Source organism: Streptomyces sp. DI166 (assembly GCF_900091315.1).
Classification (GTDB): Bacteria; Actinomycetota; Actinomycetes; order Streptomycetales; family Streptomycetaceae; genus Streptomyces; species Streptomyces fuscus.
This window is the reverse complement of sequence record NZ_FLSP01000033.1, coordinates 35345-61982: the sequence shown is the minus strand read 5'-3', so window position 1 is coordinate 61982 and position 26638 is coordinate 35345. Positions and strand designations below refer to the sequence as shown.

Annotated in this window: 32 protein-coding genes; 26 read left to right on the top strand and 6 right to left on the bottom strand. The window is 67.9% G+C overall.

Features of this window, described 5'->3' with window-relative positions; translation table 11 throughout:
* The first annotated feature begins 24 nt into the window (after positions 1 to 24).
* The 11 genes from GA0115233_RS18305 (at position 25) to GA0115233_RS18260 (ending at position 8183) form a co-directional block, all read left to right on the top strand.
* Positions 25 to 348: a pilus assembly protein gene (locus tag GA0115233_RS18305; protein ID WP_250748115.1), complete on the top strand. Its 324-nt coding sequence runs from the start codon at positions 25 to 27 to the stop codon at positions 346 to 348.
* On the top strand, positions 348 to 731 hold the full coding sequence (locus GA0115233_RS18300; RefSeq protein ID WP_093721307.1) for a TadE/TadG family type IV pilus assembly protein: 384 nt from the start codon (positions 348 to 350) through the stop codon (positions 729 to 731). Before GA0115233_RS18305 ends, GA0115233_RS18300 begins: the two co-directional genes overlap by 1 nt.
* Positions 732 to 746: 15 nt before the next feature.
* Positions 747 to 2084, top strand: coding sequence for a CpaF family protein (locus GA0115233_RS18295; RefSeq protein ID WP_093721306.1), 1338 nt, complete (start codon positions 747 to 749; stop codon positions 2082 to 2084).
* 22 nt (positions 2085 to 2106) lie between these two features.
* The gene (locus tag GA0115233_RS18290; protein WP_093721305.1) at positions 2107 to 3051 is read left to right on the top strand and encodes a type II secretion system F family protein; all 945 of its coding nucleotides are present in this window, start codon (positions 2107 to 2109) and stop codon (positions 3049 to 3051) included.
* An 18-nt stretch (positions 3052 to 3069) separates the two neighbouring features.
* On the top strand, positions 3070 to 3957 hold the full coding sequence (locus GA0115233_RS18285) for a DUF5936 domain-containing protein (protein ID WP_093721304.1): 888 nt from the start codon (positions 3070 to 3072) through the stop codon (positions 3955 to 3957).
* 141 nt (positions 3958 to 4098) lie between these two features.
* On the top strand, positions 4099 to 5298 hold the full coding sequence (locus tag GA0115233_RS18280; protein WP_093721331.1) for a sensor histidine kinase: 1200 nt from the start codon (positions 4099 to 4101) through the stop codon (positions 5296 to 5298).
* On the top strand, positions 5295 to 6065 hold the full coding sequence (locus GA0115233_RS18275) for a response regulator (RefSeq protein ID WP_093721303.1): 771 nt from the start codon (positions 5295 to 5297) through the stop codon (positions 6063 to 6065). The genes GA0115233_RS18280 and GA0115233_RS18275 overlap by 4 nt, the downstream gene beginning before the upstream one ends.
* 104 nt (positions 6066 to 6169) lie before the next feature.
* Positions 6170 to 6331, top strand: a complete 162-nt coding sequence (locus GA0115233_RS41075) for a hypothetical protein (protein ID WP_176711842.1) — start codon at positions 6170 to 6172, stop codon at positions 6329 to 6331.
* Positions 6331 to 6927, top strand: coding sequence for a pilus assembly protein TadG-related protein (locus GA0115233_RS18270; protein ID WP_093721330.1), 597 nt, complete (start codon positions 6331 to 6333; stop codon positions 6925 to 6927). The genes GA0115233_RS41075 and GA0115233_RS18270 overlap by 1 nt, the downstream gene beginning before the upstream one ends.
* A gap of 34 nt (positions 6928 to 6961) precedes the next feature.
* Positions 6962 to 7543 carry a hypothetical protein gene (locus tag GA0115233_RS18265; protein WP_093721302.1) on the top strand — a complete coding sequence of 194 codons (582 nt, stop codon included), beginning with the start codon at positions 6962 to 6964 and terminating at the stop codon, positions 7541 to 7543.
* A gap of 10 nt (positions 7544 to 7553) precedes the next feature.
* On the top strand, positions 7554 to 8183 hold the full coding sequence (locus GA0115233_RS18260) for an OmpA family protein (protein ID WP_093721301.1): 630 nt from the start codon (positions 7554 to 7556) through the stop codon (positions 8181 to 8183).
* 13 nt (positions 8184 to 8196) lie between these two features.
* Here GA0115233_RS18260 and GA0115233_RS18255 read toward each other — a convergent pair whose 3' ends face one another.
* A complete protein-coding gene (locus GA0115233_RS18255) occupies positions 8197 to 9213 on the bottom strand; it encodes a winged helix-turn-helix domain-containing protein (RefSeq protein ID WP_093721300.1) in 1017 nt (338 codons plus the stop codon).
* Between the two features lie 212 nt (positions 9214 to 9425).
* Here GA0115233_RS18255 and GA0115233_RS18250 point away from each other — a divergent pair, with 212 nt between their 5' ends.
* Positions 9426 to 10934, top strand: coding sequence for a DUF4246 domain-containing protein (locus GA0115233_RS18250; protein ID WP_093721299.1), 1509 nt, complete (start codon positions 9426 to 9428; stop codon positions 10932 to 10934).
* A 27-nt stretch (positions 10935 to 10961) separates the two neighbouring features.
* On the opposite strand, the gene GA0115233_RS18245 is transcribed toward GA0115233_RS18250, so the two are convergent.
* From GA0115233_RS18245 to GA0115233_RS18235, 3 genes are all read right to left on the bottom strand, one after another.
* Positions 10962 to 11141, bottom strand: coding sequence for a DUF397 domain-containing protein (locus GA0115233_RS18245; protein ID WP_093721298.1), 180 nt, complete (start codon positions 11139 to 11141; stop codon positions 10962 to 10964).
* Complete coding sequence (locus GA0115233_RS18240; RefSeq protein ID WP_093721297.1) at positions 11138 to 11992, bottom strand: helix-turn-helix domain-containing protein; 855 nt, start codon at positions 11990 to 11992, stop codon at positions 11138 to 11140. The genes GA0115233_RS18245 and GA0115233_RS18240 overlap by 4 nt, the downstream gene beginning before the upstream one ends.
* Positions 11993 to 12133: 141 nt before the next feature.
* Entirely contained in the window at positions 12134 to 12529 is a 396-nt protein-coding gene (locus GA0115233_RS18235; protein WP_093721296.1) for a DUF192 domain-containing protein, read from the bottom strand.
* A 257-nt stretch (positions 12530 to 12786) separates the two neighbouring features.
* Between GA0115233_RS18235 and GA0115233_RS18230 the strand changes: the two genes are divergently transcribed.
* From GA0115233_RS18230 to GA0115233_RS18175, 12 genes are all read left to right on the top strand, one after another.
* Complete coding sequence (locus GA0115233_RS18230) at positions 12787 to 13446, top strand: hypothetical protein (protein WP_093721295.1); 660 nt, start codon at positions 12787 to 12789, stop codon at positions 13444 to 13446.
* An 89-nt stretch (positions 13447 to 13535) separates the two neighbouring features.
* A complete protein-coding gene (locus GA0115233_RS18225) occupies positions 13536 to 14480 on the top strand; it encodes a hypothetical protein (RefSeq protein WP_255310252.1) in 945 nt (314 codons plus the stop codon).
* Positions 14481 to 14566: 86 nt separating this feature from the next.
* Positions 14567 to 15214 carry a hypothetical protein gene (locus tag GA0115233_RS18220; protein WP_093721293.1) on the top strand — a complete coding sequence of 216 codons (648 nt, stop codon included), beginning with the start codon at positions 14567 to 14569 and terminating at the stop codon, positions 15212 to 15214.
* A gap of 670 nt (positions 15215 to 15884) precedes the next feature.
* Complete coding sequence (locus GA0115233_RS18210) at positions 15885 to 16544, top strand: hypothetical protein (protein WP_093721329.1); 660 nt, start codon at positions 15885 to 15887, stop codon at positions 16542 to 16544.
* 227 nt (positions 16545 to 16771) lie between these two features.
* The gene (locus GA0115233_RS18205; protein WP_093721328.1) at positions 16772 to 17425 is read left to right on the top strand and encodes a hypothetical protein; all 654 of its coding nucleotides are present in this window, start codon (positions 16772 to 16774) and stop codon (positions 17423 to 17425) included.
* A gap of 326 nt (positions 17426 to 17751) precedes the next feature.
* On the top strand, positions 17752 to 18324 hold the full coding sequence (locus GA0115233_RS40645) for a hypothetical protein (protein ID WP_141689532.1): 573 nt from the start codon (positions 17752 to 17754) through the stop codon (positions 18322 to 18324).
* On the top strand, positions 18314 to 18892 hold the full coding sequence (locus GA0115233_RS18200; protein WP_255310248.1) for a hypothetical protein: 579 nt from the start codon (positions 18314 to 18316) through the stop codon (positions 18890 to 18892). Before GA0115233_RS40645 ends, GA0115233_RS18200 begins: the two co-directional genes overlap by 11 nt.
* A 102-nt stretch (positions 18893 to 18994) precedes the next feature.
* A complete protein-coding gene (locus GA0115233_RS18195; protein WP_093721292.1) occupies positions 18995 to 19294 on the top strand; it encodes a hypothetical protein in 300 nt (99 codons plus the stop codon).
* Positions 19291 to 20571 (top strand): putative T7SS-secreted protein, encoded by a 1281-nt coding sequence (locus GA0115233_RS18190; RefSeq protein ID WP_093721291.1) that lies wholly within the window; start codon positions 19291 to 19293, stop codon positions 20569 to 20571. The genes GA0115233_RS18195 and GA0115233_RS18190 overlap by 4 nt, the downstream gene beginning before the upstream one ends.
* Before the next feature lie 205 nt (positions 20572 to 20776).
* The gene (locus GA0115233_RS18185; protein WP_141689531.1) at positions 20777 to 21289 is read left to right on the top strand and encodes a hypothetical protein; all 513 of its coding nucleotides are present in this window, start codon (positions 20777 to 20779) and stop codon (positions 21287 to 21289) included.
* The gene (locus GA0115233_RS18180; RefSeq protein WP_093721289.1) at positions 21286 to 21957 is read left to right on the top strand and encodes a hypothetical protein; all 672 of its coding nucleotides are present in this window, start codon (positions 21286 to 21288) and stop codon (positions 21955 to 21957) included. The genes GA0115233_RS18185 and GA0115233_RS18180 overlap by 4 nt, the downstream gene beginning before the upstream one ends.
* A gap of 57 nt (positions 21958 to 22014) precedes the next feature.
* Positions 22015 to 22893 carry an LLM class flavin-dependent oxidoreductase gene (locus tag GA0115233_RS18175; protein WP_093721288.1) on the top strand — a complete coding sequence of 293 codons (879 nt, stop codon included), beginning with the start codon at positions 22015 to 22017 and terminating at the stop codon, positions 22891 to 22893.
* Positions 22894 to 22911: 18 nt separating this feature from the next.
* Here GA0115233_RS18175 and GA0115233_RS18170 read toward each other — a convergent pair whose 3' ends face one another.
* Positions 22912 to 23415 (bottom strand): DinB family protein, encoded by a 504-nt coding sequence (locus GA0115233_RS18170; RefSeq protein ID WP_093721287.1) that lies wholly within the window; start codon positions 23413 to 23415, stop codon positions 22912 to 22914.
* A gap of 50 nt (positions 23416 to 23465) precedes the next feature.
* Here GA0115233_RS18170 and GA0115233_RS18165 point away from each other — a divergent pair, with 50 nt between their 5' ends.
* Entirely contained in the window at positions 23466 to 24272 is an 807-nt protein-coding gene (locus GA0115233_RS18165; protein WP_093721286.1) for a class I SAM-dependent methyltransferase, read from the top strand.
* A 23-nt stretch (positions 24273 to 24295) separates the two neighbouring features.
* Here GA0115233_RS18165 and GA0115233_RS18160 read toward each other — a convergent pair whose 3' ends face one another.
* Positions 24296 to 25459, bottom strand: a complete 1164-nt coding sequence (locus tag GA0115233_RS18160) for a winged helix DNA-binding domain-containing protein (protein WP_093721285.1) — start codon at positions 25457 to 25459, stop codon at positions 24296 to 24298.
* A 617-nt stretch (positions 25460 to 26076) separates the two neighbouring features.
* Between GA0115233_RS18160 and GA0115233_RS18155 the strand changes: the two genes are divergently transcribed.
* Positions 26077 to 26601, top strand: a complete 525-nt coding sequence (locus GA0115233_RS18155; RefSeq protein ID WP_093721284.1) for a hypothetical protein — start codon at positions 26077 to 26079, stop codon at positions 26599 to 26601.
* The last annotated feature ends 37 nt before the right edge of the window (positions 26602 to 26638 follow it).

The window sequence follows — 26638 nt, the reverse complement described above, 5'->3', positions numbered from 1 at the left end:
CAGGTCACCATCGAGTTCCTCGGCATGACCCCGCTGATCCTGCTGACGCTGGTGCTGCTGTGGCAGTGCGCGCTGCTCGGGTACACCTTCACACTGGCCGCCAACTCCGCCGACATGGCCGCCCGCGCGGGCACCGCCGCCGAGGACCGGCAGGGCGCCTGCCAGGCGGCGGGCCTAGAACACCTGCCGGGCGCGTGGACGGGCGGTGCGAAGGTGACCTGCGGCGAGAGCGGAGGCCTGGTCACGGCGGACGTGCACCTGAAGGTACCGGTCCTGTTCCCGGGCACGATCGCCTTCCCCTTCGAGGTCGACGGGCACGCGGGGGCGGTTGTGGAGGAGGGGGACTGATGGGTGCTCTCCGAGGGGAGGACCGATTCCGGGGGCGGGCCGGCCGCCGCGACAGCGGTCAGGTCGCCATCGAGTACCTCGGCTTCATCCCCGTTCTGATCCTCGTCGCCATGGCCGCCATCCAGATCGGCCTCATCGCCTACACCGCCCAGCAGGCGGGCACCGCCGCCCGCGCCGGGGCCCGCAGCGCCTCGCTGGACGGGCCGTACGCCGCCGACTGCCAGGGCGCCGTGAGCAGTTGGCTGGCCGACGGCACGAGCTGCGCCAGCGCCGGGCTCGGCGACGAGGTACGGGTCACCGCCACCGTCGACATCCCGTCCGTCGTACCGGGCTGGGACTTCGGCGACGCCACCAAGTCCGCCACCATGCCGCTCGACCACTGAGGAGCACCAAGAGCCATGAGTCTGCGGTCACGCATCAGCACCCCCGAGGAGAACGCGGGCCGGGGCGAGGACGGCCACCTGGTCGCCTCCTACCGGGCCAAACTCCTGGAGGAGATCGACCTCGCGGAGATGAGTTCGCTCGCCGCGGCCGAACGCCGGGCCCGTCTGGAGCGCGTCCTCGGCCACATCATCAGCCGCGAGGGCCCGGTGCTGTCCACGGTGGAGCGCTCCCAGCTCATCCGCAGGGTCGTCGACGAGGCACTCGGCCTCGGCATCCTGGAACCCCTGCTGGAGGACGCCTCCATCACCGAGATCATGGTCAACGGCCCCGACGCGATCTTCGTCGAACGGGCGGGCCGCGTGGAGCAGCTGCCGCTCCGCTTCCCCTCCCACGACCAGCTGATGCAGACCATCGAGCGGATCGTGTCCACGGTCAACCGCCGGGTGGACGAGTCGAACCCCATGGTCGACGCCCGGCTGCCCTCCGGAGAGCGCGTCAACGTGATCATCCCGCCGCTCTCCCTGACCGGCGCCACCCTGACCATCCGCCGCTTCCCGCGCTCCTTCACCCTGCACGAGATGGTCGGGCTCGGCTCCCTCGACGAGCCGATGGTGTACCTGCTGGCGGGACTGGTGCAGGCGAAGTTCAACATCATCGTCTCCGGCGCCACCGGCACCGGCAAGACGACCCTGCTCAACGCGCTCTCCGGGCTGATCCCGGAGGTGGAGCGGATCATCACCATCGAGGACTCCGCCGAACTCCAGCTCCAGCAGAACCACGTCATCCGCCTGGAGTCCCGCCCGCCCAACGTGGAGGGCCAGGGCCGGGTCACCATCCGCGACCTGGTCCGCAACTCCCTGCGGATGCGCCCCGACCGCATCGTCGTCGGCGAGGTCCGCGGCGGCGAGTCCCTCGACATGCTCCAGGCCATGTCCACCGGCCACGACGGCTCCCTCGCCACCGTGCACGCCAACAGCACCGAGGACGCGCTGATGCGGCTGAAGACCCTGGCCTCCATGTCCGACGTCGAGGTCCCCTTCGAGGCGCTGCACGACCAGATCAACAGCGCCGTCGACGTCATCATCCAGCTCACCCGCTTTCCCGACGGCGCCCGCCGCATCACCGAGATCGCCGTCCTCGACAGCCACGGCGGGGAGCCGTACCGCCTCGCCACCGTCGCCCGCTTCCACGCCCAGCCGGTGGCCGCGGACGGCAGGGTGTACGGCGCCTTCGAGTACTACCCGCTGCCACGCCGCACCGCGGAACGCCTCTACATGGCCAACCAGCCGGTACCGCAGGCGTTCGGGGTGGCGCAGTCACGGGAACAACTCGCCATCCGGGCAGCCCGGTAACCGGCGGGGTAGGGAGCAACCGATGGAATTCGAAACGCTGATCACACTCACCACCGGCATCACCCTGCTGACCTGCGCGCTCGCCGTGGCAGGCCTGCACGCCTACGCCGCCGGCCGCGCCCAGCGCCAGGCCCTCGTGGACCGCCTCGCCGCCACCGGCCAGGGCGCGCCCACCGGCCGCAGGCGCCGCTTCGCCGACCTGGACCGCCGCCTGCGCCGTACGAAACTCGGCCGCAAACTGGAACTGCGCCTGCTGGCGACCGGCCTGGACGTGACACCGGGGGAGTTCTTCGTCTACATGCTCGCCACGGTGGCCGGCCTGTGGATGGTGGGCCAGGCGACACTGGCGCCCTTCTTCGGCCCCATCGCGGGCCTGCTGGGCATCTGGGCGGCCGTCCAGTTCCTCAACTGGCAACGCCAAAAACGCATCGAGCGCTTCATCAACCAACTCCCCGAACTGGCCCGCATCCTGGCCAACGCCACCCAGGCGGGCCTCGCCCTGCGCACCGCGATCGGCATGGCCGCGGAGGAGCTGGAGGCCCCGGCGGGCGAGGAACTGGCCAAGGTCGCCAACCAGTTGGCCCTCGGCGCCTCCATGGACGACGCCCTCGGCGAACTCGCCGACCGCCTCCCCTCCCGCGAACTGGTGGTCCTGGTCACCACCTTGGTCCTCTCCAACCGCGCCGGCGGCCAGGTCGTCAGCGCCCTGCGCAACCTCACCGAGACCCTGGAGGAGCGCAAAGAGACCCGCCGCGAGATCCGCACCCAGCTCTCCCAGGTCAGCATGACCTCGTACGCCGTCCCCGCCCTCGGCATCGGCTCCCTGTTCCTGATGAACGGCGTCAAGGACGGCGCCCTCGACCGTATGACCGGCTCCCCGGTGGGCCAGGGGGCGGTGCTGGTGGCGTTCGTGCTGTACGCGATCGGCTTCGTGATGATCCGGCGCCTGTCCCGGATCGACGTGTAGGGGCGGGGGACGACGACGATGGCATGGATCCTCGCCCTGCTGATGGGCCTGAGCGTGTACGGCGCCTTCGCGGGCATCCGCATGTACCGCGCCGACGCGAAACTCCCCGGCGACCTGCAACTGGCCCTGGAGGTCGGCTCCACCCGCACGGGCGCCGTGGACTCCCTGATCGACCGCATGGGCATGCGGTACGCCCCGGCCGTACTGCGCCTGATGGGCCCCAAGCAGGTCGCCAAGTACCGCCGCAAGATCGACCTCGCGGGCAACCCCGGCGGCCTCACCATCGACCGGTACGCGGCCCGCCGTGCCGTCTACGGCTTCCTCGGCCTGGTCGGCGGCCTGGTCTTCCTGATGCGCGGCCAGTACCTGGTGACGCTGCTGCTGCTCGCCTTCGGCGCCTTCTGGACGGAGGTCGGCATCTGGTCGGCGATCCGCATCCGCAAGGACGTGATCGAGCGCACCCTCCCGGACTTCCTCGACGTCCTCGCCGTGGTCGTCAGCGCGGGCCTCGGCTTCCGCCAGGCCCTCGACCGCGTGGCCTCCCGCTACGAGGGCCCCTGGGCCGACGAACTGCGCATCACCCTGCGCCAGATGGACCTCGGCATGAGCCGCCGCCAGGCCTTCGCGGAACTGCGCCGCCGCAACGACTCCGAACAGGTCGCCATGTTCGTCACCGCCCTCCAGCAGGGCGAGGAACTGGGCGCGCCCATCGTCGACACCCTGGTCGCCCTGGCCAAGGACATGCGCCGCACGGACGCCCAGAACGCCCGTAGGAAGGCCGCGCGGGCGGTCCCCAAGGCCACGATGATGATCACCACCTTCATGGTCCCGGCGACGATGATCCTGCTGGGCGCGGGCCTGCTCCTGGGCTCGGGCACGGACTTCGGGTCGATCACGGGGGAGTAGGGGATGGGGAGGAACCGATGGGGCAGGAGAGTGCCGGTGACGACGGCGGCGGCGGGCGCGAACGAACCGCAGGGCGTACCCGCACAGGCGCCCGACCCCACCCTCACTCTCCAGATAAACGCCCTCCAGGCGACCACCCGCATGGTCTTCGCGTTCCGCCTGGCCATGCTCGCCCTCTCCGCCCCCGTGGCCCTCCTGAACGCCGCCCCCGGCCTCGGCACCCGCCTGGTCGGCGCGGCGACCGTGGCCACGTTCATGGTCAGCTACGTCCTGTTCCGGGACTGGGAGCGCTTCGGCCCGTTACTCCTGCGCCACCCCACCCTCCTGGCGCTGGACACCCTCTTCGGCGCCCTCCTGCTGATCTCGGCGGGCCCCGACACACCCCTCGCCTACGTCAGCGTCTGCACTCCCCTCCTGGCGGGCATCGCCTACGGCTACCGGGCCGCGGCCGTCTTCGCGAGCCTCCAGTCCCTGATCCTGCTCCTGGCCCACACCATCACCGCGGGCCCGGAGACGACCCTCGCGGAGAAGCTCCTGCTCCCCGGCTTCTGCGTGATCACCGGAGCGGCGGGCTCGGCCCTGCGCAAGCTGATGCTCCGCTTCGGCGAGGCCACGCAGGCCCTCGCGACGACCAGGGCCCGCCTTGCGGCGACGGAGGCGGTGAGCGCCGAACGCGCGCGCCTGGCGAGGGAGATGCACGACTCGGTGGCGAAGACCCTGCACGGGGTGGCACTGGCGGCGGAGGCCCTGTCGGCGACGGCCGTACGTACGCCCGGCAACGCCCCCCTGATCAAGGCGCAGGCGGAACTGGTGGCGAGGTCGACGCGGAGGGCGGCGGCGGAGTCCCGGCAGTTGCTGACGGACCTGCGCAGCGAGGAGGCGGCGGTGTGCGGGGACGTGTTCGCGGAACTGCGGGCACGGGCGGAGGCGTTCACGACGAGCACGGGCCTCCAGGCCACGTACACGCCCACAAGCCCCCCGGAGGCGCTGCCTCCCCTCTCTCCCTCCGTAACCCATCACCTCCTGACCATCGTCACGGAGGCGATGGACAACGCCCACCGCCACGCCAGTCCCACGGCGGTGAACGTCCGCGCGGGCGTCCACGACGGCGTGCTGCGCATCAGCGTCTACGACGACGGCACCGGCCTGCCCGCCGGCACAAGCCTGGAACAGTTGCGCAGCGCCGGCCATTTCGGCCTGCTCGGGATGGCCGAGCGAGCGGCTTCCGTGGGAGCGCGGATCCGGATGGGACGCGGCGATCACGAGAAGGGCACGGAAGTCCTGCTGGAACTCCCCCTGTCGGAAGGGTCCACTGACGGTGCGAAGGACATGACGGCATGACCGATCCGGACTTTCCCACGAGTGCCCGGGCTCCCGAACCGCTACGGGTGGTGGTCGCGGACGACAACCCGGTGGTCCGGGCGGGCCTGACGGCGCTGCTGACCGGCCGCGACGACATCACGGTGGTCGCGGAGGCGACAAATGGCCGCGAGGCGTACGAGGCGGCCCGCGACCACCACCCCGACGTGGTCCTCCTGGACGTCCAGATGCCGGGCGTGGACGGCCTGGAGGCGCTGCCCCACCTGGTCACCCTGGCCCCGGTGATGATGCTGACGTACAGCAGGGAATCGGCCACGGTGGAGGAGGCCCTGCGCCGTGGCGCCAACGGCTACCTGGTGCACGGGGAGTTCACGGCGGCGGAACTGGTGGCGGCGGTGAAGGACCTCAAGGAGGGGAAACCGCACTTCACGGCGACGGCGGCGCAGACGCTGCTGCGAAACCTGCGTGGCGGGGGAGTGGATTCGCAGCAGCATACGGAACAATCCCCTCCACGAGCACCTTCTGCCACCCCTCTTTCGCAAATGCAACCACCTGTGGCACAGTCTTCGGGCAGAGTGTCGGGCAGGAAGGGAACCGCGGGTTTCCAACTGAGCACGAGGGAGGCGGAGATCATGGACCTCATCGCATCCGGCATGACGAACCATCAAATCGCCGCCGCGTGCTTCATCAGCGAGAAGACGGTCAAGAACCACATCAACCGGATCTTCGCCAAGCTCCACAGCACCACCCGCGCCCAGGCCACGGCCAAATGGCTGGGGGTGACCTGACATGCGCGCACTTTGGGCCCGCATTTGGGCCCCCGGACCCTCCCCTTCCCACCCCACCCCGCCCTACGGTGCGCCCACCCCAACAGCAACCGAAGGGAACCACGATGACCAACCGCCCCAACCTGAACGACAAGGGTCAGACCGCGGTGGAGTACCTGGGGATCATCGCGGTGGTTGTTGCGATCGTGTTGGCTATTACGGGGACGGACATCGGGCAGACGATCTACGACGCCATCGTGGACAAGATCGACGAGGTCACCGGCTGATCAGGAGCCGCAGGTACGGCGACGCAGGGCAGGCGTTCCCCATCTACATCACCGTGGTGGGGGGCCTGCTCTTTCTTGCGTTCGCCTACCTCGCGGTAGGCCAGGCCGCGGCGAACCGCAACAGCGCCCAGACTGCCGCCGACGCGGCGGCGCTCGCGGCGGCGCAGGACAACCGGGACCAACTCGCCGACGCGTGGGCGAAGGACGTACTCGACCCGACGAAATGGCAGGACATCTTCGACGGCTTCGCGGACGGCCTCGCCCCTTCGTGCTGGCGAGCCGAACAACTCGCGGGACAGAACGACGCCCACGTGGAAGCGTGCGATCAGACCGGTCCCTTGGAGTACGAAGTCTCGGTCCAGATGGACAAACCGGTCGGTGACTCCATTGTCCCGGGAACGGAGGGCAAGTACGCGAAGGCGTCCGCCATTGCCGTGATCGAGTCCCGCTGCACGTTCGAACTCCCCGGCGAGGACGCGGAAGACGAGGAACTGCCGCAACTCACCTGCGAGGACCAGGTGTGGGACCTGGACCCGGAGGACATCACCGATCTCCCGGACCCCGAAGACCTCTTCGACGTCCACCTGGCCGACTGACAACCGAACGACAAGGGATGAAGGAAGCAGAGGCATGAGCATTCGGTTCACTGCGAAGGCCCGCAGAGGGATGGTCGCCCTGACCGTCGCGGTCGGTCTGGCCGTCGGTGTGGCCGGTTGCGGCGGAGGCGGTGGCGGCGACGACAAGAAGCCCGAGGCATCGACGTCTGCTTCCCGGAACGACGGTTCCAAGCCGAGCACGCAGGAGGGCACTGACGAGGTGCTGGCGGAGATGAGGGGCGAGGACGGCCTCGTCCTCCGTATCGACTCCGCCCAAAGGGACTCCGGCGGTTTTGTGACGGTCACCGGTGAGCTGAAGAACGACGGCGACGAGCCGGCCCGTGTCTCGGTCCGCACAGCGGGGGACGAGACCGAGATCCTCAGGCACGGTTCGTCACTGGGCGGCGCGACCCTCGTCGACTCGGCCACCAAGAAGCGCTACTACGTACTCCGCGACACCGACGGCCGCCCCTTGACGACAACCGACATGCCCAGGATCAAGGCAGGAGCCTCGATCCCCGTCTTCATGCAGTTCCCCGCACCCCCCTCGGACACCACCGAAGTCTCCTTCCAACTCCCCACCTTCGCCGCCGCCACGATCCAGATCTCCGGCTGAGGCACCCGCCATGACGACGACGAAGAACCTCACCACAGCCATGGCGGCAGCCACGGTCATGCTCTGCACGACGCTCTACGGCGCCACAGCCGCCCACGCCGACGAAAACCCCAGCGTCCCCCCAGGCACCGAAGCAACAGCGACGGCCCCCGTCGAAGTGGACCCCAACGACCCGGACCTGAAGCTCCCCGAGGGCGCGACGCTCGCGGAGCCGAAGGTGCTGGACATCAAACAGGTCGTCGAGGACCAGAGCGGCGACGAACGCCGGGAAGACACCAACGCGGACGTGAAGTTCGCGCTGCAGGCGGAGGTCCTGTTCCCGAAGGACAGCGCGAAACTGAACGGCGAGGCAAAGGCGAGAATCGCGGCGATCGCGGACGAGATCAAAGCCCAAAAGGCCACCAGGATCAGGGTCTTCGGCTTCACCGACAACCTGGGCTCCTCGGCCCACGGCGACGTCCTGTCCAAACAGCGCGCCAACGCCGTGGAGGACATCCTCAAGTCCGAACTGAACGACCCGAACATCACCTACGAGGTGCGCGGCTACGGCGAGCAGTACCCCATCGCCTCCAACGCGACGGAGGCCAGCCGCAAGAAGAACCGAAGGGTGGAGGTCAGCTTCCCGCGCTCGGAGAACTGAGTACGGCCGCCCCTCACACCCCGCGTGAGGAGGCGAGCAACACATGCCCGGCCGCGGTGAGGGTGTGCAGCGCATGCTTGCCGTCCCGCAGCAGCGCCGCGAGCCCGGCGTTGCGCAGCACGGTGACGTGCTCGCTGGCGCTGGCCGGCGAGATACGGGCACGTTCGGCGAGCTGGGTGGTCGTACTGCCCGGATGGTCGGCGATGACGCTCAGCACGAGCGCCCGGGTACGCCCGAGCAGCGCGGCCAGTGACTGCGGAGGCTCGGCCAGCGCGGTGGCCGTGACGGCGGCCGGTGCCGCGCCGAGCGGCTGGTCGGAGCGGACCGGGAAGGTGATCCACGGCTGCTCCACGTGGTACTCCAACAAGGGGTAGTGCGAGCCGAACAGGCTCGGGATGAGCAGCAGTCCGCGACCACCGAGATGGACGTCGCCACTGAACCCGGAGGCCATGGTGACGTGCAGGACGGGCGGCTGCCAGATCATCCGGCGCGGGTTCAGCTCGCGCAGCAGCCGGTCGACCCCGTGCTCACCGAGGTGCTTCAGCCGTAGGACCCGGTCCGCCGCGGCGAGCCGGTCGATCCGCGGCCAGTAGGGGGCGACGATCCGCTCGTAGGCGTCCTCGACGAGGTCGGCCACCTGCAGGGCGAACGCCGGGCTCTCACTCGCGCGGCGCGTCTCCGGCGACAGCCGTGCGCCCGCCTGCCCCGCCCACTCCTCCATGTCCCTGCGTACGGTCGCGGCCGGAGTGGAACGCAGCCGCTCCACGAGTTCGGCCGGACTCCCCTCCTCGGTCAGGCTGTTGTCGAGGAACCCCACCCCGGCACCGGTGGACGGGATCAGCTCGAACAGGGGACGGAGCCGCGGAGGCAGACGTCCGCCCGTGCGCTGCCGCCAGGCATCGAAGTGCACAGGGTGCTGCCGCTCCTGCAACTGCCGGATCGCGATCTCCAGTTCAAGCAGCGAACGCGGCCCCGGGGCGAGGCGGGTACGGGCCAAGTCCTCCGCCGTGAAATGAAAGCGCAGTGCCACGTCCCCGAGTCTGGCCGGTGCGATCGTTTCGGAGGAGCCCGAAACGAGTCGACCTGGCCACGCCGGCAACCGAGTCTGGACCCGACGCGGGGCCGGACGGGGGTCGGCCCCGCGTCGTGCAGCCCGCACCGGGACCGGCAGCCTCCAGGCGATGTCAGTCCCTGGAAGTACGCTTCCCAGCACCACGTACCGACTGGGGAGGACCCGGAGAATTGACTGGCCTGTCTGCTTTCCCACTGCCGTTCCAGACTGGGCATGCCATGTCCTACACGCCGCCGCGGACGCTGCGCGAACTGGAAATGATGCAGTGCAGTTCCCACATACGGGCCAAATCGCGATGGTTCGAGAAGATGAACGACGCCGAGATCGTCGCCAAGTGGACCCAGGAGGCGCTCGCCCAGGGCCTCACCGAGGCGCAGATCCGCTACGTGCTGGACGAACTCGCGTACTACGCGTCTCTGCGGGACGAGCGCACCGGCATCGAGGTGTCGGCGGTCGACGGTGTGTGGCAGTCCGACAGCCTGGTCGATGAGGACCTCAGGGCGCGCCTGCGCGAGGCCGTCCGGGTCCTGGAGGACGTACCGGAGGAGGAGCAGGACTGGCACCCGGGATCGGACGGCCAGGTCCTGGACCTGGTCCACCCTTCCCTCTTCTGCCTGGTACGAGAGGCGAGCAACGCCCCCGACCGCGCCTGGCAGAACCCCACGAACCACTACTCGCGCCACGAGTTCTCGGAGAAGTTCCAGTGGCTGCCCACGGACGTACGGATCGATGAGAACGGCGAGCCCGAGTTCCTCTCCTACGTGAACAACGTCCACCCGGACAAGCACCGCGAACTGAGCGCCGTACTCCCGGAGTTGTTCGCGAGGATGCGCTCGCTCTACGAGAGGGTGCTCACGGACCTGCGCAACCCGCGCCCCGTGCGGATCGACGTCAACCCCTACACCTGGTACGACTCGCGGCCGGAACGCCCGGTCAGAACCGCCTTCGAGGACGTGAAGGACTTCGAGGAGGCCATGAACGCCTGGGGCATGGCGATTGACGACTGGTACGAGAACCGCTCCCCGAACATCCCCGACGCCCCGGCCTTCACCCCGCCCGAGCCGCCGACCGACGCCACCCGGGTCGACCTGCGCGGCCGCGACCTCCAGGTCATCGTCAAGCTCGCCACCATTCACCTCACCCCGGAGAAGCCCGAGTACCCCGGCGGCTCCTGGCACGTGGAGGGCATGCTGAACGAACGCATCGTCTCGACCGCCCTCTACTACTGGGACAACGAGAACATCACCGACAGCCACCTGAGCTTCCGCACGGCACTCGACGACCCTGACTACGAGCAGAGCGACGACAACGGCGTCCGCGAGGCCTACGGCCTGGAGGATGAGGACGCCCTGAACCAGGTGCTGGGATCGACGTCGACCCCACAGGGCCGCTGCCTGGCGTTCCCGAACGTCCTCCAGCACCGGGTCAGCCCGTTCCGCCTGACCGACCCGACCCGCCCCGGTCACCGCAAGATCGTCGCGTTCTTCCTGGTGGACCCGTCGAGCAAGATCGTGTCGACATCGGACATACCCCCGCAGCAGCCGTGGTCCCCGACCTCCACCATGACCCTCGACCAGGCCAAGGCCTACCGAGAGCAACTCATGCAGGAACGCAAGTACTTCGTGGATGTGCACAACGAGGAGCTGTACGAACGGGAGTTCTCCCTCTGCGAGCACTGACCAGGCCCGCCGACGAGCCGCGAAGGCTCACTTGAGGGCCTGAAGGAAGGCGTTCCAGGCGGAGGAGCCGACGGTGACGTACGGCGATTCCGGAGTCTTGGAGTCCCGAAGGTGGACGGTGGAGGAGGCAACAGCGGCCTCCAGACACTGTCCACCTTCGCCGTCGCTGTAGCTCGACTTGACCCAACTCAACGTCTCTATGTTCATATCTCTCCCAGCACCTTCTCGATCAGCTCTAGGGATTCGTCGGGCCTGAGGGCCTGCGCCCGGATGATCCCATAGCGGGCGGCGAGAAGACGTACTTCTTCTCGGTCAACGACGAGACGCGGATACCCCTGAATCTCCATGTAGGCGACTTGTTCCTGCCCCTTGGGAATCAACAACGTGAACGGGCCACCGAGACACGAATGCTGAGTCCGATCGGTAGGCATCACCTGAAGCTGCACGGTCCGCATACGCCCGATGCGGAGCAACTGCCGTAACTGCCCGGCGTGCACGGAGGGCCCGCCGATGGGCCGCTCGATCACCGACTGCTCAATGATGAAACTGCACTCCGGGGGTGGCCACTTCTCGAAGAGTTGCTGCCGCGACAGCCGGTCGGCGACGCGCCGCTCGATGGTCTCCTCGTCGAGGGGAGGCTGGCGTTGGGTGAAGACGGCGCGCGAGTGGTCCTCGGTCTGAAGCAGCCCCAGCACACTCAGGGGGCTGTAGTCGTAGAGCGAGACGGCCTCCGCCTCCAACGCCGCGTAGTTCCGATACCACTCCGGATGCCGGGTACGCGCCTTGGCCATGGCCTCCTTGACCTCGGGGATGACTTCCTTCAACAGATTCCCTGCGTCGAGGAGATCGTCGGCCTTCTCCAACAGGTCGGGCTGCGGAGTCCGTACGCCCCGCTCGATGGCGGAGATGGCATCGGGCCCGTAGGCGACGAGCGCCCCGAACTCCTTCTGCGTCAGCCCTTTCCTCTCACGCAGCACCCGAAGCATCTTGCCGACGGCGGTGAACAACCCCGTCGTGCCGTTCGCCTCGGCCGGTGTTTCCGCACCCCGTTCGACCACGCCAGCACCTTCCCGTAAAGGAGTCGAAGAGCCGTACGGAAGTCAGACTAGAAACGCACACAGAACAGGTCACCAGAAACCCGAAAATACCCCCATCAAGCTGAACAAAGCGCAAAAACACCCCCCGTCGAGCTGGAGGTGCTACACGCCCTCCGCCTCCGCCTCCGCTTCCCCCTCAACCTCCACGACCACCTGACCCCCGACCCGAAGCCCCCACCCCGCCATGGCTCCGGCCTCGGCCTCCAGTACATGCCGGGCCCGAAGCCGCGGCAGCCCGATGCGCCCCGGCTTCATGGTGCGCACGGCGACGACCCGCATCCGCCGGTCGAGATAGGCGACATCGATGGGGATACGCATCCCCACGGTGTGCACGCTGTTGGCGGGAGACAGCAACAGGGCCCCCTCCACCGACTCCCGCCCGAGCAGCCCGCGCGTACGGGCGCGATAGGACGAGGCAATCTCCAGAGGCACCCGCACACCCCCCTCTGCCCCGAGCACAGCCAACTTCCCCACACCGTCCCGCCATTGCCGCCTCATGCCACCAAATCTCCCCGGCAGGACGCTCACTACGCCCCCACACCCCTCCTTTGCATGTTCATAAGTGGAATGACCAGCTCAATCCCGCCCGCGAACAAGTGGCCGGGTTATGCAACCGTTACGGCCACCGGCGACGTCTCATCGGTTGATTTGGCCTCATACGCACCGCCAGTCACCAGCCCCCGCCCTGGTGCCCCGCCATGCCGCTGGATAGTTTTGTTCGCTCAAGAGAAGCCTCGCCTCACCGGGAGCCGACCGTGAACCGCCGCCCCACCCTCCTCGCAGCGCTCACGCTGACCGCCGCAGCGGCCCTGACGCTGTCCGCGTGCGGGAGCGACGACAGCCCCGAAAAGAAGGACAACGACAAGATCGCCGGCGCCGACACCGGCGGCGACAAGTCCCCGTCGCCCACCGCGAGCACCTCGCCCGCCACGGACCGCCCGAAGATCGAGCTGCCGTCGGACATCTCCTACACCTTCGACTGGCCCAAGACGGGCGACAAGGAGAGGGACGCGGTCCTGGCCGACAGCGAGCAGTCGATCAAGGCACTCGACCTGGCCATCGTCAATCAGGACCCGTTGGACGAGCCGTACCGCTTCTACCACGAGGGTGAAGCCGCCGCCGAGGCCGAGAAGTTCATCCAGAACTACGTGGACAACAAGGCAGGCCTCACCGGCGCCTACCGCTTCTACGACCCCGTGGTGGCTGTCGCCAAGGACGGATCGGCTTCCCTCAGCTACTGCGAGGACCAAGGGAAGGCGTACGTCAAGGATCTGAAGACCGGCAAGGCCAAGAAGACCGAGGTCACTGCCAAGAGCTACGTGATCTACCACACGTCGCTCAAGAAGAACGACAAGGGTGTCTGGGTAGTCCAGAAGGTCGTCTCCGAGAGGGGAAGTGCCAAGTGCCAGCCCTGACCCGGATATTGAAGAAGCTTCCATGCGCCGCAGCGCTCGGTGTGTGCCTGATCATTTCTGCCCTCCCCAACCCGGCGCACGCCGACGACATCACCGGAGACGGCGGCTCCTTCGGTGAGGGCGGCACCGGCGCCAACGTCAATGGCGACAAGCTCTCGGTATCCGCCGGCGGCGTGGTCTTCGACCACTCCAAGAACGGCACCGGCGCCAAGGCCGGTACCCTGACCTCGACCACGTCCTGGACGCCCCCACCGTGCTGGCATGCCCCGAAGTACACCCCTGAGGGCCTTCAGAAGTACCTGGAGCCGATCTGGGAGGCGGGCTCGACGGGCCACACATGGGACGCCGAGCAGCGCGAGAAGTACAACGCCAACGACGAGAAGAAGGCCTTCAACAAGGACAAGTCCGGCGAGGGCTACTGGTGGGGCGCCTACGTCAACGACAAGACGTTCCCCCCGGGTTGGGACTCCTGCTACGAGGACGAGTACTTCTGGGTCGACACGGGCGACGCCCCGCCGGCGAACATCGAGAACGCCATAACCCCCGAGATCCTGGCCCAACTGGCCTACGCGGAGATCCGCGTCCCCGGCACGAAGGTGACTCTGGCCCCGGAGAACGCGACGAAGGTGAACCTGCCGACGTGGGCATGGCTGGACGCGGCGGACTTCAAGCCGGTGTCAGTGACGGCGTCGGTACCGGTCCTGGGCCTGGAAGCGACGGCGACAGCGGAACCGGTGTCCCTCCAGATCGAGCCGGGCACGAAGGACGCGGTGACGTACCCCGCGTCGGGTGTCTGCGAGATCAACAACGGCCGCATCGGAGAGCCGTACGCGAAGGGCAAGGCGGACCGGACACCGCCGTGCGGAGTGAAGTACCTCCGCTCCTCCGGTGAGAACACGTTCCCCCTCCAGGCGACGATTACGTGGGAAATCCATTGGACCGGCAGCGGCGGAGCCGGCGGCGACCTCCCGGACGGCGAGTTCGGCGCCACGCAGGACGTGGTGGTCCAGGAAATCCAGGCCATCAACAGGTGAGTGAAGGGGCGCCGCCACCGCAAGGAGCGGCGCCCCGGTTACGTTTGCTTCGATCAAGAGAAGCCTCGCCTCACCGGGAGCTGACCGTGAACCGCCGCCCCACCCTCCTCACCGCGCTCGCGCTGACCGCCGCAGCGGCCCTGATGACGCTGTCCGCGTGCGGGAGCGGGGACGACGCGAAGACCACCGTCGCTGACGAGGCGAACGGCAAGTCCCCGTCGCCCAGCGCGACCGACACACCGGCCTCCGCACAGCGCCCGGAGATCACTTTCCCGTCGGACGCCAAGAACGTTTTCGAGGACCGGAAGACGGGCGACAGGACGAAGGACGCCGTGCTGGCCGACAGCGCCCTGGCGGTGAACGCCGTGGACGAAGCGATCTTCGAGGGCAACACGGACACGAAGGCGCTGGGCTTCTACAACACGGGCAAGGCGCTGGAGTCGTCGATCACCTTCGCACGGCAGTACATCGACGGCGGCGACACCTGGACCGGGGTGACCCGGTACTACGACTACAAGGTAACCCTGTCCGGCGCCGACAAGGCCTACGTCACGTACTGCGCGGACGAGAGCAAGTCGTACATCAAGAACAGGAAGACCGGAAAGGTCGAGAAGTCACCCGCGACTGCGGATTCCTACGTCCAGTACAACACCAGCCTCGCCAGGAACGACGGAGGCGTCTGGCAGACGACCAGCATCGCATCGAACGGGGGCGCGGAGGAGTGCCAGCCGTAGGGGCTTTCGGTGCCGTGCCCAGTACGACCAGGTCACCGCGGTCATCAGCCCCGGAATGGCGAACAGCGGCGAGAAGGTAACCCACCAAACGCCCTGTGCGATACCACTCTCCATATAGGTCTGACTCTCAACGGTGAACGCCACAACGAGCTGCCAAACCGCCAAGAACACCAGCAACCCGGAGACCCCCCATGCCACCAGCCCAAGTACCTTGGGCTGCACAGCCACCCTCCACCGCCCACTGACGAGCAACAACGGCAGCAGCGCGGCCAGTTCGGTGAGCACGGACAGCCCGACGACGTAGACGATCCCCCAACCAGGGATGTCGAAGACGTCACGCAGGACTTGATCGCTGTACCCCACGTACACCCCGGACGCCATGGCGATACGCCAAAGCCCAGAGGGCAGGGCGCACAGGGCGATGCCGTGAGCGGCACGACGGGCCCAGGCAGGCGCGGGGCTGGGCGCAAGGACCGGAGCGGTGGCTGTCGTCATAGAACCCATGCTGTTGCCGAAAACCCCGACGAGGCATCGCCCACGACGGCGGCTGACCTCCGCCTCACGGGGGAGTAGCACCATCCGAAGGAAGTACCCCCAATTCAACCCACGGGTAACTCACTTGAGACGCTGACCCCCCAACCCCGGCACGCAGCACCAGGAGCCGCCCGTGATCCGCCGCCGTCCCGCTCTCCTCACAGCACTCATTCTGACGACCGCAGCGACTCTGACCCTGTCCGCGTGCGGGGGCGACGACGGCCCGGCGAAGGAGGGCAACGACAAGGTCGCAGGAGCGGGCGCGGGCAAGAAGCCATCGCCGTCACACAGCCAGAGCGCCCCGTCGGCCTCGGACAGCCCGAAGATCGAGCTCCCGGCGGACTTCTCCTACACCTTCGACTGGCCCAAGACGGGCGATGAGGATAAGGACGCGGTCCTGGCCGACAGCGAGCAGTCCATCAAGGCGGTAGACCTGGCGATCGTCAACCAGGACCCGTTGGACGAGTCCTACCTCTACTACTACGAGGGCGAAGCCGCTGCCTCGACAGAGGAGTTCATCAAGGCGTACGTCAAGGCCAAGGCCCGCGTCACCGGCGCATACCGCTACTACAACGCCACGGTCGACGTAACCGGCAAGGACAGGGCCTCGCTGACCTACTGCGAGGACCAGAGCAAGGCGTACGACATGTACTTGAAGACCGAGAAGGTCATCAAGACACCGGAAACCAGAAACAGTTACGTGCTCTATGCCACCCAACTGCGTAAGAACGGAGAGGGAGTGTGGGCCGTCAGTAAGATCCAGTCCCAGAGGGGAAGCGACAAGTGCCAGCCTTGAGCACCGGTCTCAAGCCTCGTGTTTCTCCGTCGCGATGGACTCGGTTCGACTCCTGGCCATCCAGACGTCATGCGCGGCGTGGGATGCCTGCCATCCATTTTCGGCCACGCAGCCGTCACTTGAACCCCTGACTTAGCGCCTGCCGCCCAGTGCTCCTTTGGCACCGTGACATCCCGCTGGATAGCTTTGCTTCGCAGAAGAGAAGCCTCGCCTCCCGGGAGTCGCCCGTGTACCGCCGCCCCACCGCCCTCACAGCGATCATCCTGACGACTGTAGCGGCCCTGACGCTGTCCGCGTGCGGGGGCGACGACGACATCCCCGAGGGCAAGGACAAGATTGCGGGAGCAGAGACGGGAAACGAGCCTTCGGCTTCCCCGAGCAAGAGCGTCCAGGCGACGGATCGACCGAAGATCGAGCTGCCGACGGACGTAACGTACGACTTTCAGTGGAAGAAGACCGGCGACCAGGAGAAGGACGCCGTGCTCAATGATGCCGAACAACGCATCAGAGCCGTCGACATGGCCATCGCCGAGCAGGATGCCCTGCACGAGGCATACCGCTTCTACTCCGAGGGATCTGCGGCGGCCGGAAGCCAGTCGTACATCCAGGACTTCATCGACCACAAGGCCCGTACGACTGGGTTGACTCGTTACTACAACGAGAGCCTGACGATCAGGGACGATGGCACCGCGGCCCTCGTGTACTGCGAGGACCAGAGCAAGGCGTACAACAAGTTCCTGGAGACGGGCAAGGTCGACGTCACGCCGGTGACGAAGAACAGCTACGTCGTCTACGCAGGCACGTTGCGCAAGAACAAGAACGGCGTATGGGTCACCGAGACCCTGACTTCGCAGAGGGGCAGCGAGAAGTGCCAGCCCTGACTCGCAAGCCCCCCTCCAGGCGACGGTCACATGGGAGATCACCTGGACCGGATCCGGCGGAGCCGGCGGCGACCTGCCCGACGGCACCTTCGGCGCCACGCAGGACGTAGTGGTCCAGGAAATCCAGGTCATCAACAGGTGAGTGAATGGGGTGTGCAGCGCCGAACGGCGCGAATTGGACGCAGTTTCGTGAGGTGACTGCACCCCTGAGATCAGGGCGGCTCCAAGCCCGAGGCTACGATCGGCTCCGGCCCTGCGGGGCTGCCACAAGATCGGGAGCTTCATTCCGAGGTGCCTTGGCCCCGGCAGGATAGGAGAAGACTTCCGTGAGCCGTCAAGGAGGTTTGCAGTTCGGTAAATTCATGGGCGATGACGGGGGTACTCATGACATGGTCCCCTCTTCTGTCATCGCCTCTGTCCCCGCGGCCAAGGCGGCGGCCGAACGGTTTGGCCGCGAGCTACGCTTCGATTTTCTCGATGACAAGGCTGTGCATGGGCTGCTGTTCCACCGCTGGGAAGACAACAGGAAATGGCGGGGACGCGGGTGCCTGGCAAGTGTCCCGCTGTTCATCTTTGTAGCTGGCGCGTGGCCGTTCTGGGATCTGGTTGCATCGCAGAAATCCCGAACCTTCCAGGTGGCGTTTATTTGTGCAGACGCTTTCCTCGTACTGGCAATGCTGGTCGGCTTGTATCTGTGGCGTCGGCCGAGCCTGCGCGACCCATCTCTGCGTAACGTACGAATCAGGGCGCGCAGATACCGAGAAATCGCTGGAATCGCTCGGCGCGGTGGGGCTGATATTCCGGCCACATATCCGTCCTACGGCATGTACGCCTCGTCCCGGAAGTTCTTCCCGGACGCGCCCGAACTGCCACTTCCTGAAAGCGAAGATGCTGAGTGACCGGCGCACCCGACACTGCGACCACTGTCCCCGCCCAGTTCGCATCCAATCCACCCTTCTGGTTCCGCGTGACTGGTTCCGCGTCGACCTGACCCAGGAGCGTTGGCGACGGCAACTGAAGATTTTCGTGGATAAGGAATCCGCGAAAGGCAGCGCCTCTTCGGAGGTCACCCGAACCATCTGGACCACGCTGCGCAATACGGCGGAGAGCGGGTTGGCACACGGGGCCCTGGAGTTCTTCCTGAAGACCGAGGTGTGCGACAGCGTGACCCTGCCTGCCTCGCTCCTGATCTCATTGAGGCTTATCCCACCCGAACTGACGCCCCAGCCAGCCGAGTTGGCGCAGCGACTGACTGTTCGAAGCGGGCACGACACTGACGTTGGTGTCCTGGAGCTGCCCGCTGGCACGGTTGTGCAGACTCGCACCGAGACCACAATGGACTTCCACGTTCACATGCCCGGCAATGTGGGCTACCTGCATTTGTCCTTCTCCGTACCACTCAGTGGCACGAACAGTCCGCTCGGCGATCTGTGCGAGGCCATCGCCCACTCGCTGCGCTGGGTCTGAAACCCGCTCCCCCTTCCGGGCGGACCACCCCCTCCAGCGTCACGAATGGCTCGCCCCGTCGTTCCTTCAAGCGGTGCCGGAGGTGCGTGGAAGGGGAGACGCGTGGCGGAGCGGCTGGTGGTGGACGGGGATGAGCTGACTCGGTTCATGGGGTCGTTGCGGAAGTCGGTCAGTTCGCTCAACGGGGTGCGCAAGGCGTTGCTGGACTCCACCGTGACCGGACTCGGGACCGACGACCTCGACTGTGCCTGCGAGGACTTTCAGGAGGACTGGAAGTACGGCGCCGAGGAGATCGGCAAGCAGACCCAGGATCTCGCCGAGATCATCGGGAAGAGCCGGGACAGCTATCTGGAGGTCGACGAGGCCCTGGAGGCCGCGCTGAGCAAGGCCGGGCGGAAGTGACCTACGCCCCCGGTACCGAGCAGACCGGCGCCGCGCTCAGCCCTCAGGCCCTCGCCGATCTCGACAAGCCGCAAGGGCTCAAGTCGGCGCCCGTCATTCCCAATCCGCACTACCCACACGTCGGGTTCAATCCCGTTCCCGGCAGTACGGAGACCGTTCGGGAGCTGTATCGAAAGCTGGGCGACTGCGCGTCGGTCCTGGAGGAGGCGTACGACCTCGTCACCAAGCTGCTTGACGGCAGTTACTGGAAGGGCGACGCCGCTGTCGCCTTTCGCGAGCAGCTCGACGGCGGGCCGTTGCCGCGGAACTTGAAGAACGCGGCACGCTCCTTGCGGAAAGCGGCCAAGCAGCTCACTCGGTGGGAGGGGGAGCTCGACGACTTCCAAGCGCGGGCCAAGCGGCTTGAGGACGACGCTCGGGATGCCCGCGACGCGGTGAAGCGTGCGGAGGGGAAGTCCGAGGCGGTTGTCGAAGAGGCACAGTCGGAGTTGGACCGGGTGCTCGGGCGGGCTCGGCGGCTGGCCGGGGAGCACGAGGCCAGGGCAAAACATCGGGCCCAGAAGATCCGGGAAGCAACGCAGAAGCTGGCGCCTAATGAGCCGGGGTGGTTCGACGACGCGCTCGACTGGCTGGGCGAGAACCTCCCGGACGTCCTCAGCTTCCTGGCAGGCACGATCGCTGTGGCGGCACTGCTTCTCTCCGGGCCGTTGGGATGGAGCCTCGCGACGGTGGGGGTTCTGATGTTGGGGGCTTCGGCTGTCAGTCTTTCGGGGCTGACCCTCCGGCTCTCCGACGCGGAGACTTGGGCGTCGTTGAAGGACGGCTTCACCAAGGGTGAGATCGATGCCGACTTCTGGAGCAATCTCGTTTCGGTGGGGGCGGACGCCGCAGGCGCGTTCCCGGGCGTCGGCGCGATCGGCAAAGGCGCGTACACCGGAGTGCAGGCAGCTCTCCGCAGCACCGAAGTGCTCAGCCTCGGCGAGAAGGTGGCCCTCTACGGCACCAAGACGATGGACGAGGCGAAAGCGGTGGCCCAGTTGGACAACCCGCTGTTTCTCAGGGCGGTGCGCGGTCTGGCCGATCCGGAACGGGCCGCCAAGGCTGTACAGGGCGCGTCCGGCCTCGTCGGCGTGGGCACGGGGGGATTCGGCCTCTACAACAAGGTTGTGGACGCGGATGACGACGGGATCAAGGACGGTGCCGTTGCCGGCATCGACGGATCACGCCTGGTACTCGATACCGGAGGTCTCTACAGCCTGGCGCGCCATGTCTTCTGACGGAGAGAGCAAACCTGTGCACCCCCCCGACTGCTGTACTGCCTGGGATCACCCGCCGACCCGCAGGGCATGGCGGGCGTATGTGGCCCGTCACCTGCTCGGCCTCGTCGGATGGCCCGCCACATGGATCGGCCTTCTCTATGTCCTGGTCGTCTACCTGACCCCTGGGTTCGCCCTTCTGTTCGCGTTTCCCCTTTGCTACGCGATGTACCGAACCATCCTCCAACTCCGCCACCTCCCCACCACCATCCGCACCCTTCGAGTCCTCCAGCACTACCCCTGGCAACTCCTCCCCAACACCCCCCGCGGACTCGACGAACACCCCCACGCCGAGGACGGCGGTATCTGGATCGAGTTCCCGGATCCCAGCGGGCGAGGAAGGAAGGGAATCCCGCTCACGTTCGTCAAACACTTCCGTGCCTACTGGTGGCTCCGCCACATCGGTGGGCCGCGTACGAAGCCCGACCTCAAGGCCGCACTGGAGCCGCTGTGGTTCGCCGGTGACCCCCGGTTCCTGGGCGTCGTGGCCGTGACCGGGCGGCACGGCGCCGCGCCCAGGCGGCTGCACTTCCTCTACCGGCCGTCCGCCTTCGAGGCCCGGGCCACCCGGCCGGAGTGGCCCGATGTCACGCCGGCCGACATCGAGCGCGCACGACGAGCCGGAGCCCGGTACCTCCCGAACGTACCGGCCGCCACCCCCGCCGGACAGGAGTCATGAGCACCGCCGACGCAGCCGCACCCACCCCCACCATCGTCATCGATGACTCCGCGCAGGACCCCCACGCGGAGCTCTGGTTCGCCGAACCGCCCGGCTTCCTTCCGCTGCCCCTCGACGCCCTGCTCCCCGAGCCCGGCTCGGAGGCAGCCCATGCCTTACGGGCCACCGTCGAGCCCTTCCTGAACTCCGCCCCGAACGAACTGCACCGCCTCCAGTTCATCGCCCACGTCGCCGCAGGCCAGCAACTCCTCGCTGCACTACAGGAGACCGGCACCGTTCACTGCTCGATCGGGCTCCATCGGGACGACGTGGCCGTCAATGCGGCCCCCGAACCCCTTCTTTCCTTCTTCACCGTCTCCTGGCGGCAGATCGCCACCACCCCGCGCGGCGTCACCGCGGCCCGCGCCGCCGCATCCGCCAGCGAAGACGCCCACATCGAGTACCTGGAACTTCCCTGCGGACCCGTCACCCTCACCGAGTCCACATCAGTCCCCTCGTCCTCGCTCCCCACACCCCTCCGTCAGATCCGAGCCCACATCCCCCACCCCGACTGCAAGCGCCTCGCCGTACTCACCCTCGGCACCACCGCCCTGGCCCGCCGCGCCGAGTACCGTGCGATCCTCCACCGGATCGTCGAGACGGTCAGTTTTGAGCGGCCGTTGGGGTGAGCATCCGCTGGCGTAATCGCGTTGTTCGTCGCCGACGACCGGGGTAGGAACACCCCCATGACCCACCTAGGCGCAATCTTCCGCCCCCAACTCCCCCCAGAAGACCTCCGCCCCATCGCCCGGCTCGCCGATGCCTCCGGGCTTGAGGAGCTGTGGGTGTGGGAGGACTGTTTCCGGGAGGGTGGGGTTTCCGCGGCGGCTGCCGTGTTGGCCTGGACCGAGCGGGTGAAGGTCGGGATCGGGCTGTTGCCCGTGCCGTTGCGGAACGTTGCCGTGACCGCGATGGAAGTCGCCACGCTGGAGCGGATGTTCCCCGGCCGTGCCGTCATCACCGTCGGGCACGGAGTGCAGGAGTGGATGGAGCAGGTCGGCGCCCGCGTCGAGTCGCCGCTCACCCTCCTGCGGGAGCATCTGCACGCGCTGCGTGCCCTGTTGCGCGGGGAGCAGGTCAGTACGCAAGGGCGGTACGTCCGGCTGGACGGCGTCGCTCTCGACTGGCCGCCCGCCCACCCCGTCCCCGTGCTCGCCGGTGTCACCGGGCCCCGTTCGCTCCGGCTCTCCGGTGAGGCCGCCGACGGGACGCTGCTCACCGCCTCCCATTCGGTGGACCAGGTGCGGCAAGCGAAGGAACTCATCCAGCAAGGCCGGGAAGCCGCCTCGCGTACCGGTGAGCCGCACCCCCTCACCGTCTATCTGCTCGCCGCCACCGGTCCCGGCGCCGCCGAGCGGCTGCACAAGGAACTCGCCGAGGAAGGGCTCGCCGACGTGCCCGGGATCGGGGTCGCCGGGGAGGCCCACGCAGTCGCCGAGGCCGTACAGCGGATGGCGGAAGCCGGTGCCGATACGGTCGTGCTCCAGCCGGCGGGGGACGAGCCCGACCCCGCCGGGTTCGTGCGGTTCGTCGCCGAGGACGTACGGCCGCTCGTATCGCCGTAGAAGCTCTGTACAAGCCCCCTAACCCACCGCCCCGTCGATCAGCTCCCGCACGATGTCCATGTGTCCCGCGTGCCGAGCCGTCTCCTCGATCATGTGGACCAGGACCCAGCGCAGGGACACATCATGGTCCCGCCAGTCCGGCCGGCCCACGTCGTCCAGTGACCGTTCGTCGATCGTGCGGTCGGCGGCGGCGCGGGCGCGGCCGTAGAAGTCGATGATCTGCTGGGTCGTCTCGCCCTGGTCGGCGCGCATGTCCTGGTCGCTGTACGGGTCGAACCACAGCGGCTCCACCTCGCCGCCGAAGGCCGAGACGAACCAGCCGTACTCCACCGAACCCAGGTGCTTGACCAGGCCCAGCAGGTTTGTGCCGGACGGGGTGAGCGGGCGGCGCAGTTGTTCGTCGTCCAGGCCCTCCAGTTTCGACAGCACCGCGTTCCGCATCCTGTTCAGGCTCGCGTGCAGTGTCTCCTTGTCGCCCGCCGTGTACGACAGGTCGGACTGCGTGCTCTCAGGGTTCGCCATGCCTCGGAAATTAGCAGCGGCCTCCGACACCCCCTTGCGATCATTGGCGCATGGGCCACGACCAATCCAGCCGTACCTTCGAGGAGCTTGTCGCCGAGGGTGCCGCCGTGCCCACGGAGGGGTGGGACTTCTCCTGGTTCCGGGGGCGCGCTACCGAGGCGCGGCCCAGCTGGGGGTACGCCGTCTCCCTCAGTACGCGGCTCGCGGGCGCCCGTGCCGCGCTCGATCTGCAGACCGGGGGAGGGGAAGTGCTCGACTTCGCCCTCGCACGGGCGTCCAAGGCCCCCGTGCTCACCGTCGCCACCGAGGGCTGGCCGCCCAACATCGCCAAGGCCACGGCCCTGCTCGCCCCGCGCGGTGTCGCCGTCGTCGCCTCGCCCGAGCCCGATCCGCTTCCGTTCGCCGACGACACCTTCGATCTGGTCAGCAGCCGGCACCCGGTCCGCGCCCACTGGGAGGAGATCGTCCGGGTGCTCCGGCCCGGTGGGGTCTACTTCGCCCAACACGTCGGGCCCCACAGCGCCTTCGAGCTCGTCGAGTACTTCCTCGGGCCGCAGGACGGGGACGTACGCGAGGCACGGCATCCCGAGCGCGAACGCGCCGCCGCCGAAGCCGCCGGGCTGGAGATCGAAGACCTGCGGGCCGAGGAACTGCGCATGGAGTTCTACGACATCGCCGCGGTCGTGCACTTCCTGCGCAAGGTGATCTGGATGGTGCCCGGCTTCACCGTCGAGGCGTACGAGCCCCAGCTCCGCGCCCTGCACGAGCGGATCCAGAGCGACGGTGCCTTCGTCACCCACAGCACCCGACACCTCTTCGTGGCCCATAAGCCCGGTAGGCGCCACACGCCCCGCTGAGAAAGCCGGCGGATCCGGCGCGGCTACGCGTGCGGCCCCACCCTCACCTCTCCCCGTACCAACTCCGGTCGCATCCCCAGTACTTCGCCCAGCCGATCCACCTGCTCGGCCAGCGCCTCCTCCTGCCGGGCCTTCAAGGCACCTGACGAGGACCCCAGCACCTCCACCGTCACCACCGCCCGCTTCCCCTGCCTGCGCAGATGCCACACCCCGGCCACGGCCCCGTCCACCAGCAGCACCGGATAGTTGCCGGCCTGGCCACGCGCCAGCGCCCTGCCGTACGCCTCTCCGGGGAACAGCGACTCCCTGGGCTGCGCGGCGATGCCGTACGCGTCGAAGTAGGGGAGCAGTCGTACCCCCCGCCACCCCTGCGACGGGAACTCCGTGTCGCCCGCGGCCACCCACGCCGACGCGCCCTCGAAGCCGACCTCCTCGATCGCGCCGCTCGCTGCCTGCTCCTCGAAGAGCCGGGCCGCCCATGCCGTCGGTGCCGCCAGCCACTTGGCGAAGTACGCCGGGGTCGCGGGGCCGTAGGCGTGCAGATAGCGGAGGAGCAGTGCGGGGACCGCCTCCGTGGCGGGGAGGGGGTCGAAGCGGGGCGGGCGGGTGTAGGTGACCTTGCGGCCGCGGTCGGGGCCGAAGCACAGGGCGCCGGACTGGCCCGCGCGGTGAAGGACCTGGCGCCAGCGCGGCCACATGCCCTGGAAGGCGGGCATGACCGGGTCGCCGGCCCAGGGGCCGGTGCGGGCGACGACCTTGTCGCTCAGTTCGTCGATGGTGAGGCAGGCGCCGTCGAGGGCGTCCTCGATCGCCGTCACGATCTGCTGCGCCTGTTGCTCCGTAACCCGTACCTCGGGGGCGAACGGGCCCGCGCCGGACGGGATCGCGGGCAGGGCCGAGGTCCACAGGGGGAGGTCGCGGGTGGGGAGGAGGTGGACCGTGCCGCGCGGGCCGTGGGTCTTCAACAGGGTGCGGTGCTCCCACAGTGCGGCGCGTACGTCGGTGCGGGTTGCCCCGGTGATGCGGACGCCGATCGACAGTTCGGCCGCGGACAGCACCTGGGCGTGGGCGCCGAGCATGCTCGCCACGACGGTGGGGACGGCCGCGGCCCCCGTCGCCGGATTGGCCAGGAACTGCCGTTCGAGCCGCCGCGCGCTCGCCGCTTCCCAGGAGATGGTCACCGTCATGGGGCGACATTAGGGCTCATGTAGGTCAGCCCGTGTCCGCTATGGCCCCAGGTTCCGTCCGCCGCGCCCTCAAAGCCTGGTGCGGACGAAAGGAGCAAATCGGGTAAATGTGACCTGCGCCACTGTACCGCCTTCGCATCCAAGGATTCACGGCTTGTCCACATTGTTATCGCTTGTCGCTCGCGTCTCACGCACATCTCGCGTAAGTTCAGACCAAGGTAATTCGCGTCAGCAAAGCTGCGCGGGCGGCACCGCGCAGTGGAGGGGGCTGCGCGGTGCCGTACACACCGTCAAGCCGACGTTCGCCGCCGGTTCACCCGGGGGAGGGAAGGGTGTCCGGCGCGCCCCGTGTGTCACGGATGTCGCCCGAACCGGCCAGAGCCCCTCGCGTTCCGCTCGATTCCCCTGGTAATCCGCTGTGTTCCGGCCATGAACACCCGCCGGAAAGGCCCCTCCGGGGACCTCGACGCGTCGCCGTCCGATTTCGGAGAGTAGTTGTGGCGCGCCGATGCACGCAGGATCACTTACGAAGGGTTATGGTGGAAACCCCCCCTCGGGCCGGTCCGTCTCCCCCCCACGGACCGGCCCGTTTTTCTTGCCCGGTTAAGGTCCGGTACATGTCATTCGGACCGCCGCAGCAACCGCCCTACGGTCAGCAGCCGCCCTACGGCCAGCAACCGTCCTACGGTCAGCAAGCGCCGTACGGCCAGCAACCGCCGTACAGTCAGCAACCGCCCTACGGCCAGCAACCGCCGTACAGCCAATACCCCCCGCTCCCCTACGCCCCCGCCGTCATGCCCGACTCCGTGCGCACGGCGCGCATCGTGCTCTGGGTCACCGTGGGAGTCTCCGTGCTCCACGCCGCCGCGGCCGGGAGCGCGTACGCGGCGGGGTACGTCACCGGCGGCTACCTGATGCTGTGGGTCATGGCGCTGCTCGCCTCCTTCTACGCGAGCCGCCGCAGCGGCGTCCGTGGCGCCTCCACGGTGCTGGCCGTCATTCAGATGTTCTTCGCCGTCGTCGCGCTGTCGAAGATGCAGGTACTGCTCGGCATCATCCCCTTCGGCGCCGCCCTCACCGTCTTCATCCTGCTGCGCCGGGACGACGCCAGGGCCTGGTTCACCCGGCCCCGCACCCCCTGACACCCGTGGGCGGTTCCCGCGCCGGGCGGAGGTAGGC

Coding starts and splice junctions, on each gene's coding strand:
- GA0115233_RS18235 (WP_093721296.1), bottom strand. CDS start 12,529: ATGAGGCGGCAATGGCGGGACGGTGTGGGGAAGTTGGCTGTGCTCGGG.
- GA0115233_RS18155 (WP_093721284.1), top strand. CDS start 26,077: ATGTCATTCGGACCGCCGCAGCAACCGCCCTACGGTCAGCAGCCGCCC.
- GA0115233_RS18185 (WP_141689531.1), top strand. CDS start 20,777: ATGTACCGAACCATCCTCCAACTCCGCCACCTCCCCACCACCATCCGC.
- GA0115233_RS18300 (WP_093721307.1), top strand. CDS start 348: ATGGGTGCTCTCCGAGGGGAGGACCGATTCCGGGGGCGGGCCGGCCGC.
- GA0115233_RS41075 (WP_176711842.1), top strand. CDS start 6,170: ATGACCAACCGCCCCAACCTGAACGACAAGGGTCAGACCGCGGTGGAG.
- GA0115233_RS18245 (WP_093721298.1), bottom strand. CDS start 11,141: ATGAACATAGAGACGTTGAGTTGGGTCAAGTCGAGCTACAGCGACGGC.
- GA0115233_RS18200 (WP_255310248.1), top strand. CDS start 18,314: ATGCTGAGTGACCGGCGCACCCGACACTGCGACCACTGTCCCCGCCCA.
- GA0115233_RS18285 (WP_093721304.1), top strand. CDS start 3,070: ATGGCATGGATCCTCGCCCTGCTGATGGGCCTGAGCGTGTACGGCGCC.
- GA0115233_RS18280 (WP_093721331.1), top strand. CDS start 4,099: ATGGTCTTCGCGTTCCGCCTGGCCATGCTCGCCCTCTCCGCCCCCGTG.
- GA0115233_RS18180 (WP_093721289.1), top strand. CDS start 21,286: ATGAGCACCGCCGACGCAGCCGCACCCACCCCCACCATCGTCATCGAT.
- GA0115233_RS18290 (WP_093721305.1), top strand. CDS start 2,107: ATGGAATTCGAAACGCTGATCACACTCACCACCGGCATCACCCTGCTG.
- GA0115233_RS18165 (WP_093721286.1), top strand. CDS start 23,466: ATGGGCCACGACCAATCCAGCCGTACCTTCGAGGAGCTTGTCGCCGAG.
- GA0115233_RS18305 (WP_250748115.1), top strand. CDS start 25: ATGACCCCGCTGATCCTGCTGACGCTGGTGCTGCTGTGGCAGTGCGCG.
- GA0115233_RS18170 (WP_093721287.1), bottom strand. CDS start 23,415: ATGGCGAACCCTGAGAGCACGCAGTCCGACCTGTCGTACACGGCGGGC.
- GA0115233_RS18295 (WP_093721306.1), top strand. CDS start 747: ATGAGTCTGCGGTCACGCATCAGCACCCCCGAGGAGAACGCGGGCCGG.
- GA0115233_RS18175 (WP_093721288.1), top strand. CDS start 22,015: ATGACCCACCTAGGCGCAATCTTCCGCCCCCAACTCCCCCCAGAAGAC.
- GA0115233_RS18275 (WP_093721303.1), top strand. CDS start 5,295: ATGACCGATCCGGACTTTCCCACGAGTGCCCGGGCTCCCGAACCGCTA.
- GA0115233_RS18160 (WP_093721285.1), bottom strand. CDS start 25,459: ATGACGGTGACCATCTCCTGGGAAGCGGCGAGCGCGCGGCGGCTCGAA.
- GA0115233_RS18265 (WP_093721302.1), top strand. CDS start 6,962: ATGAGCATTCGGTTCACTGCGAAGGCCCGCAGAGGGATGGTCGCCCTG.
- GA0115233_RS18260 (WP_093721301.1), top strand. CDS start 7,554: ATGACGACGACGAAGAACCTCACCACAGCCATGGCGGCAGCCACGGTC.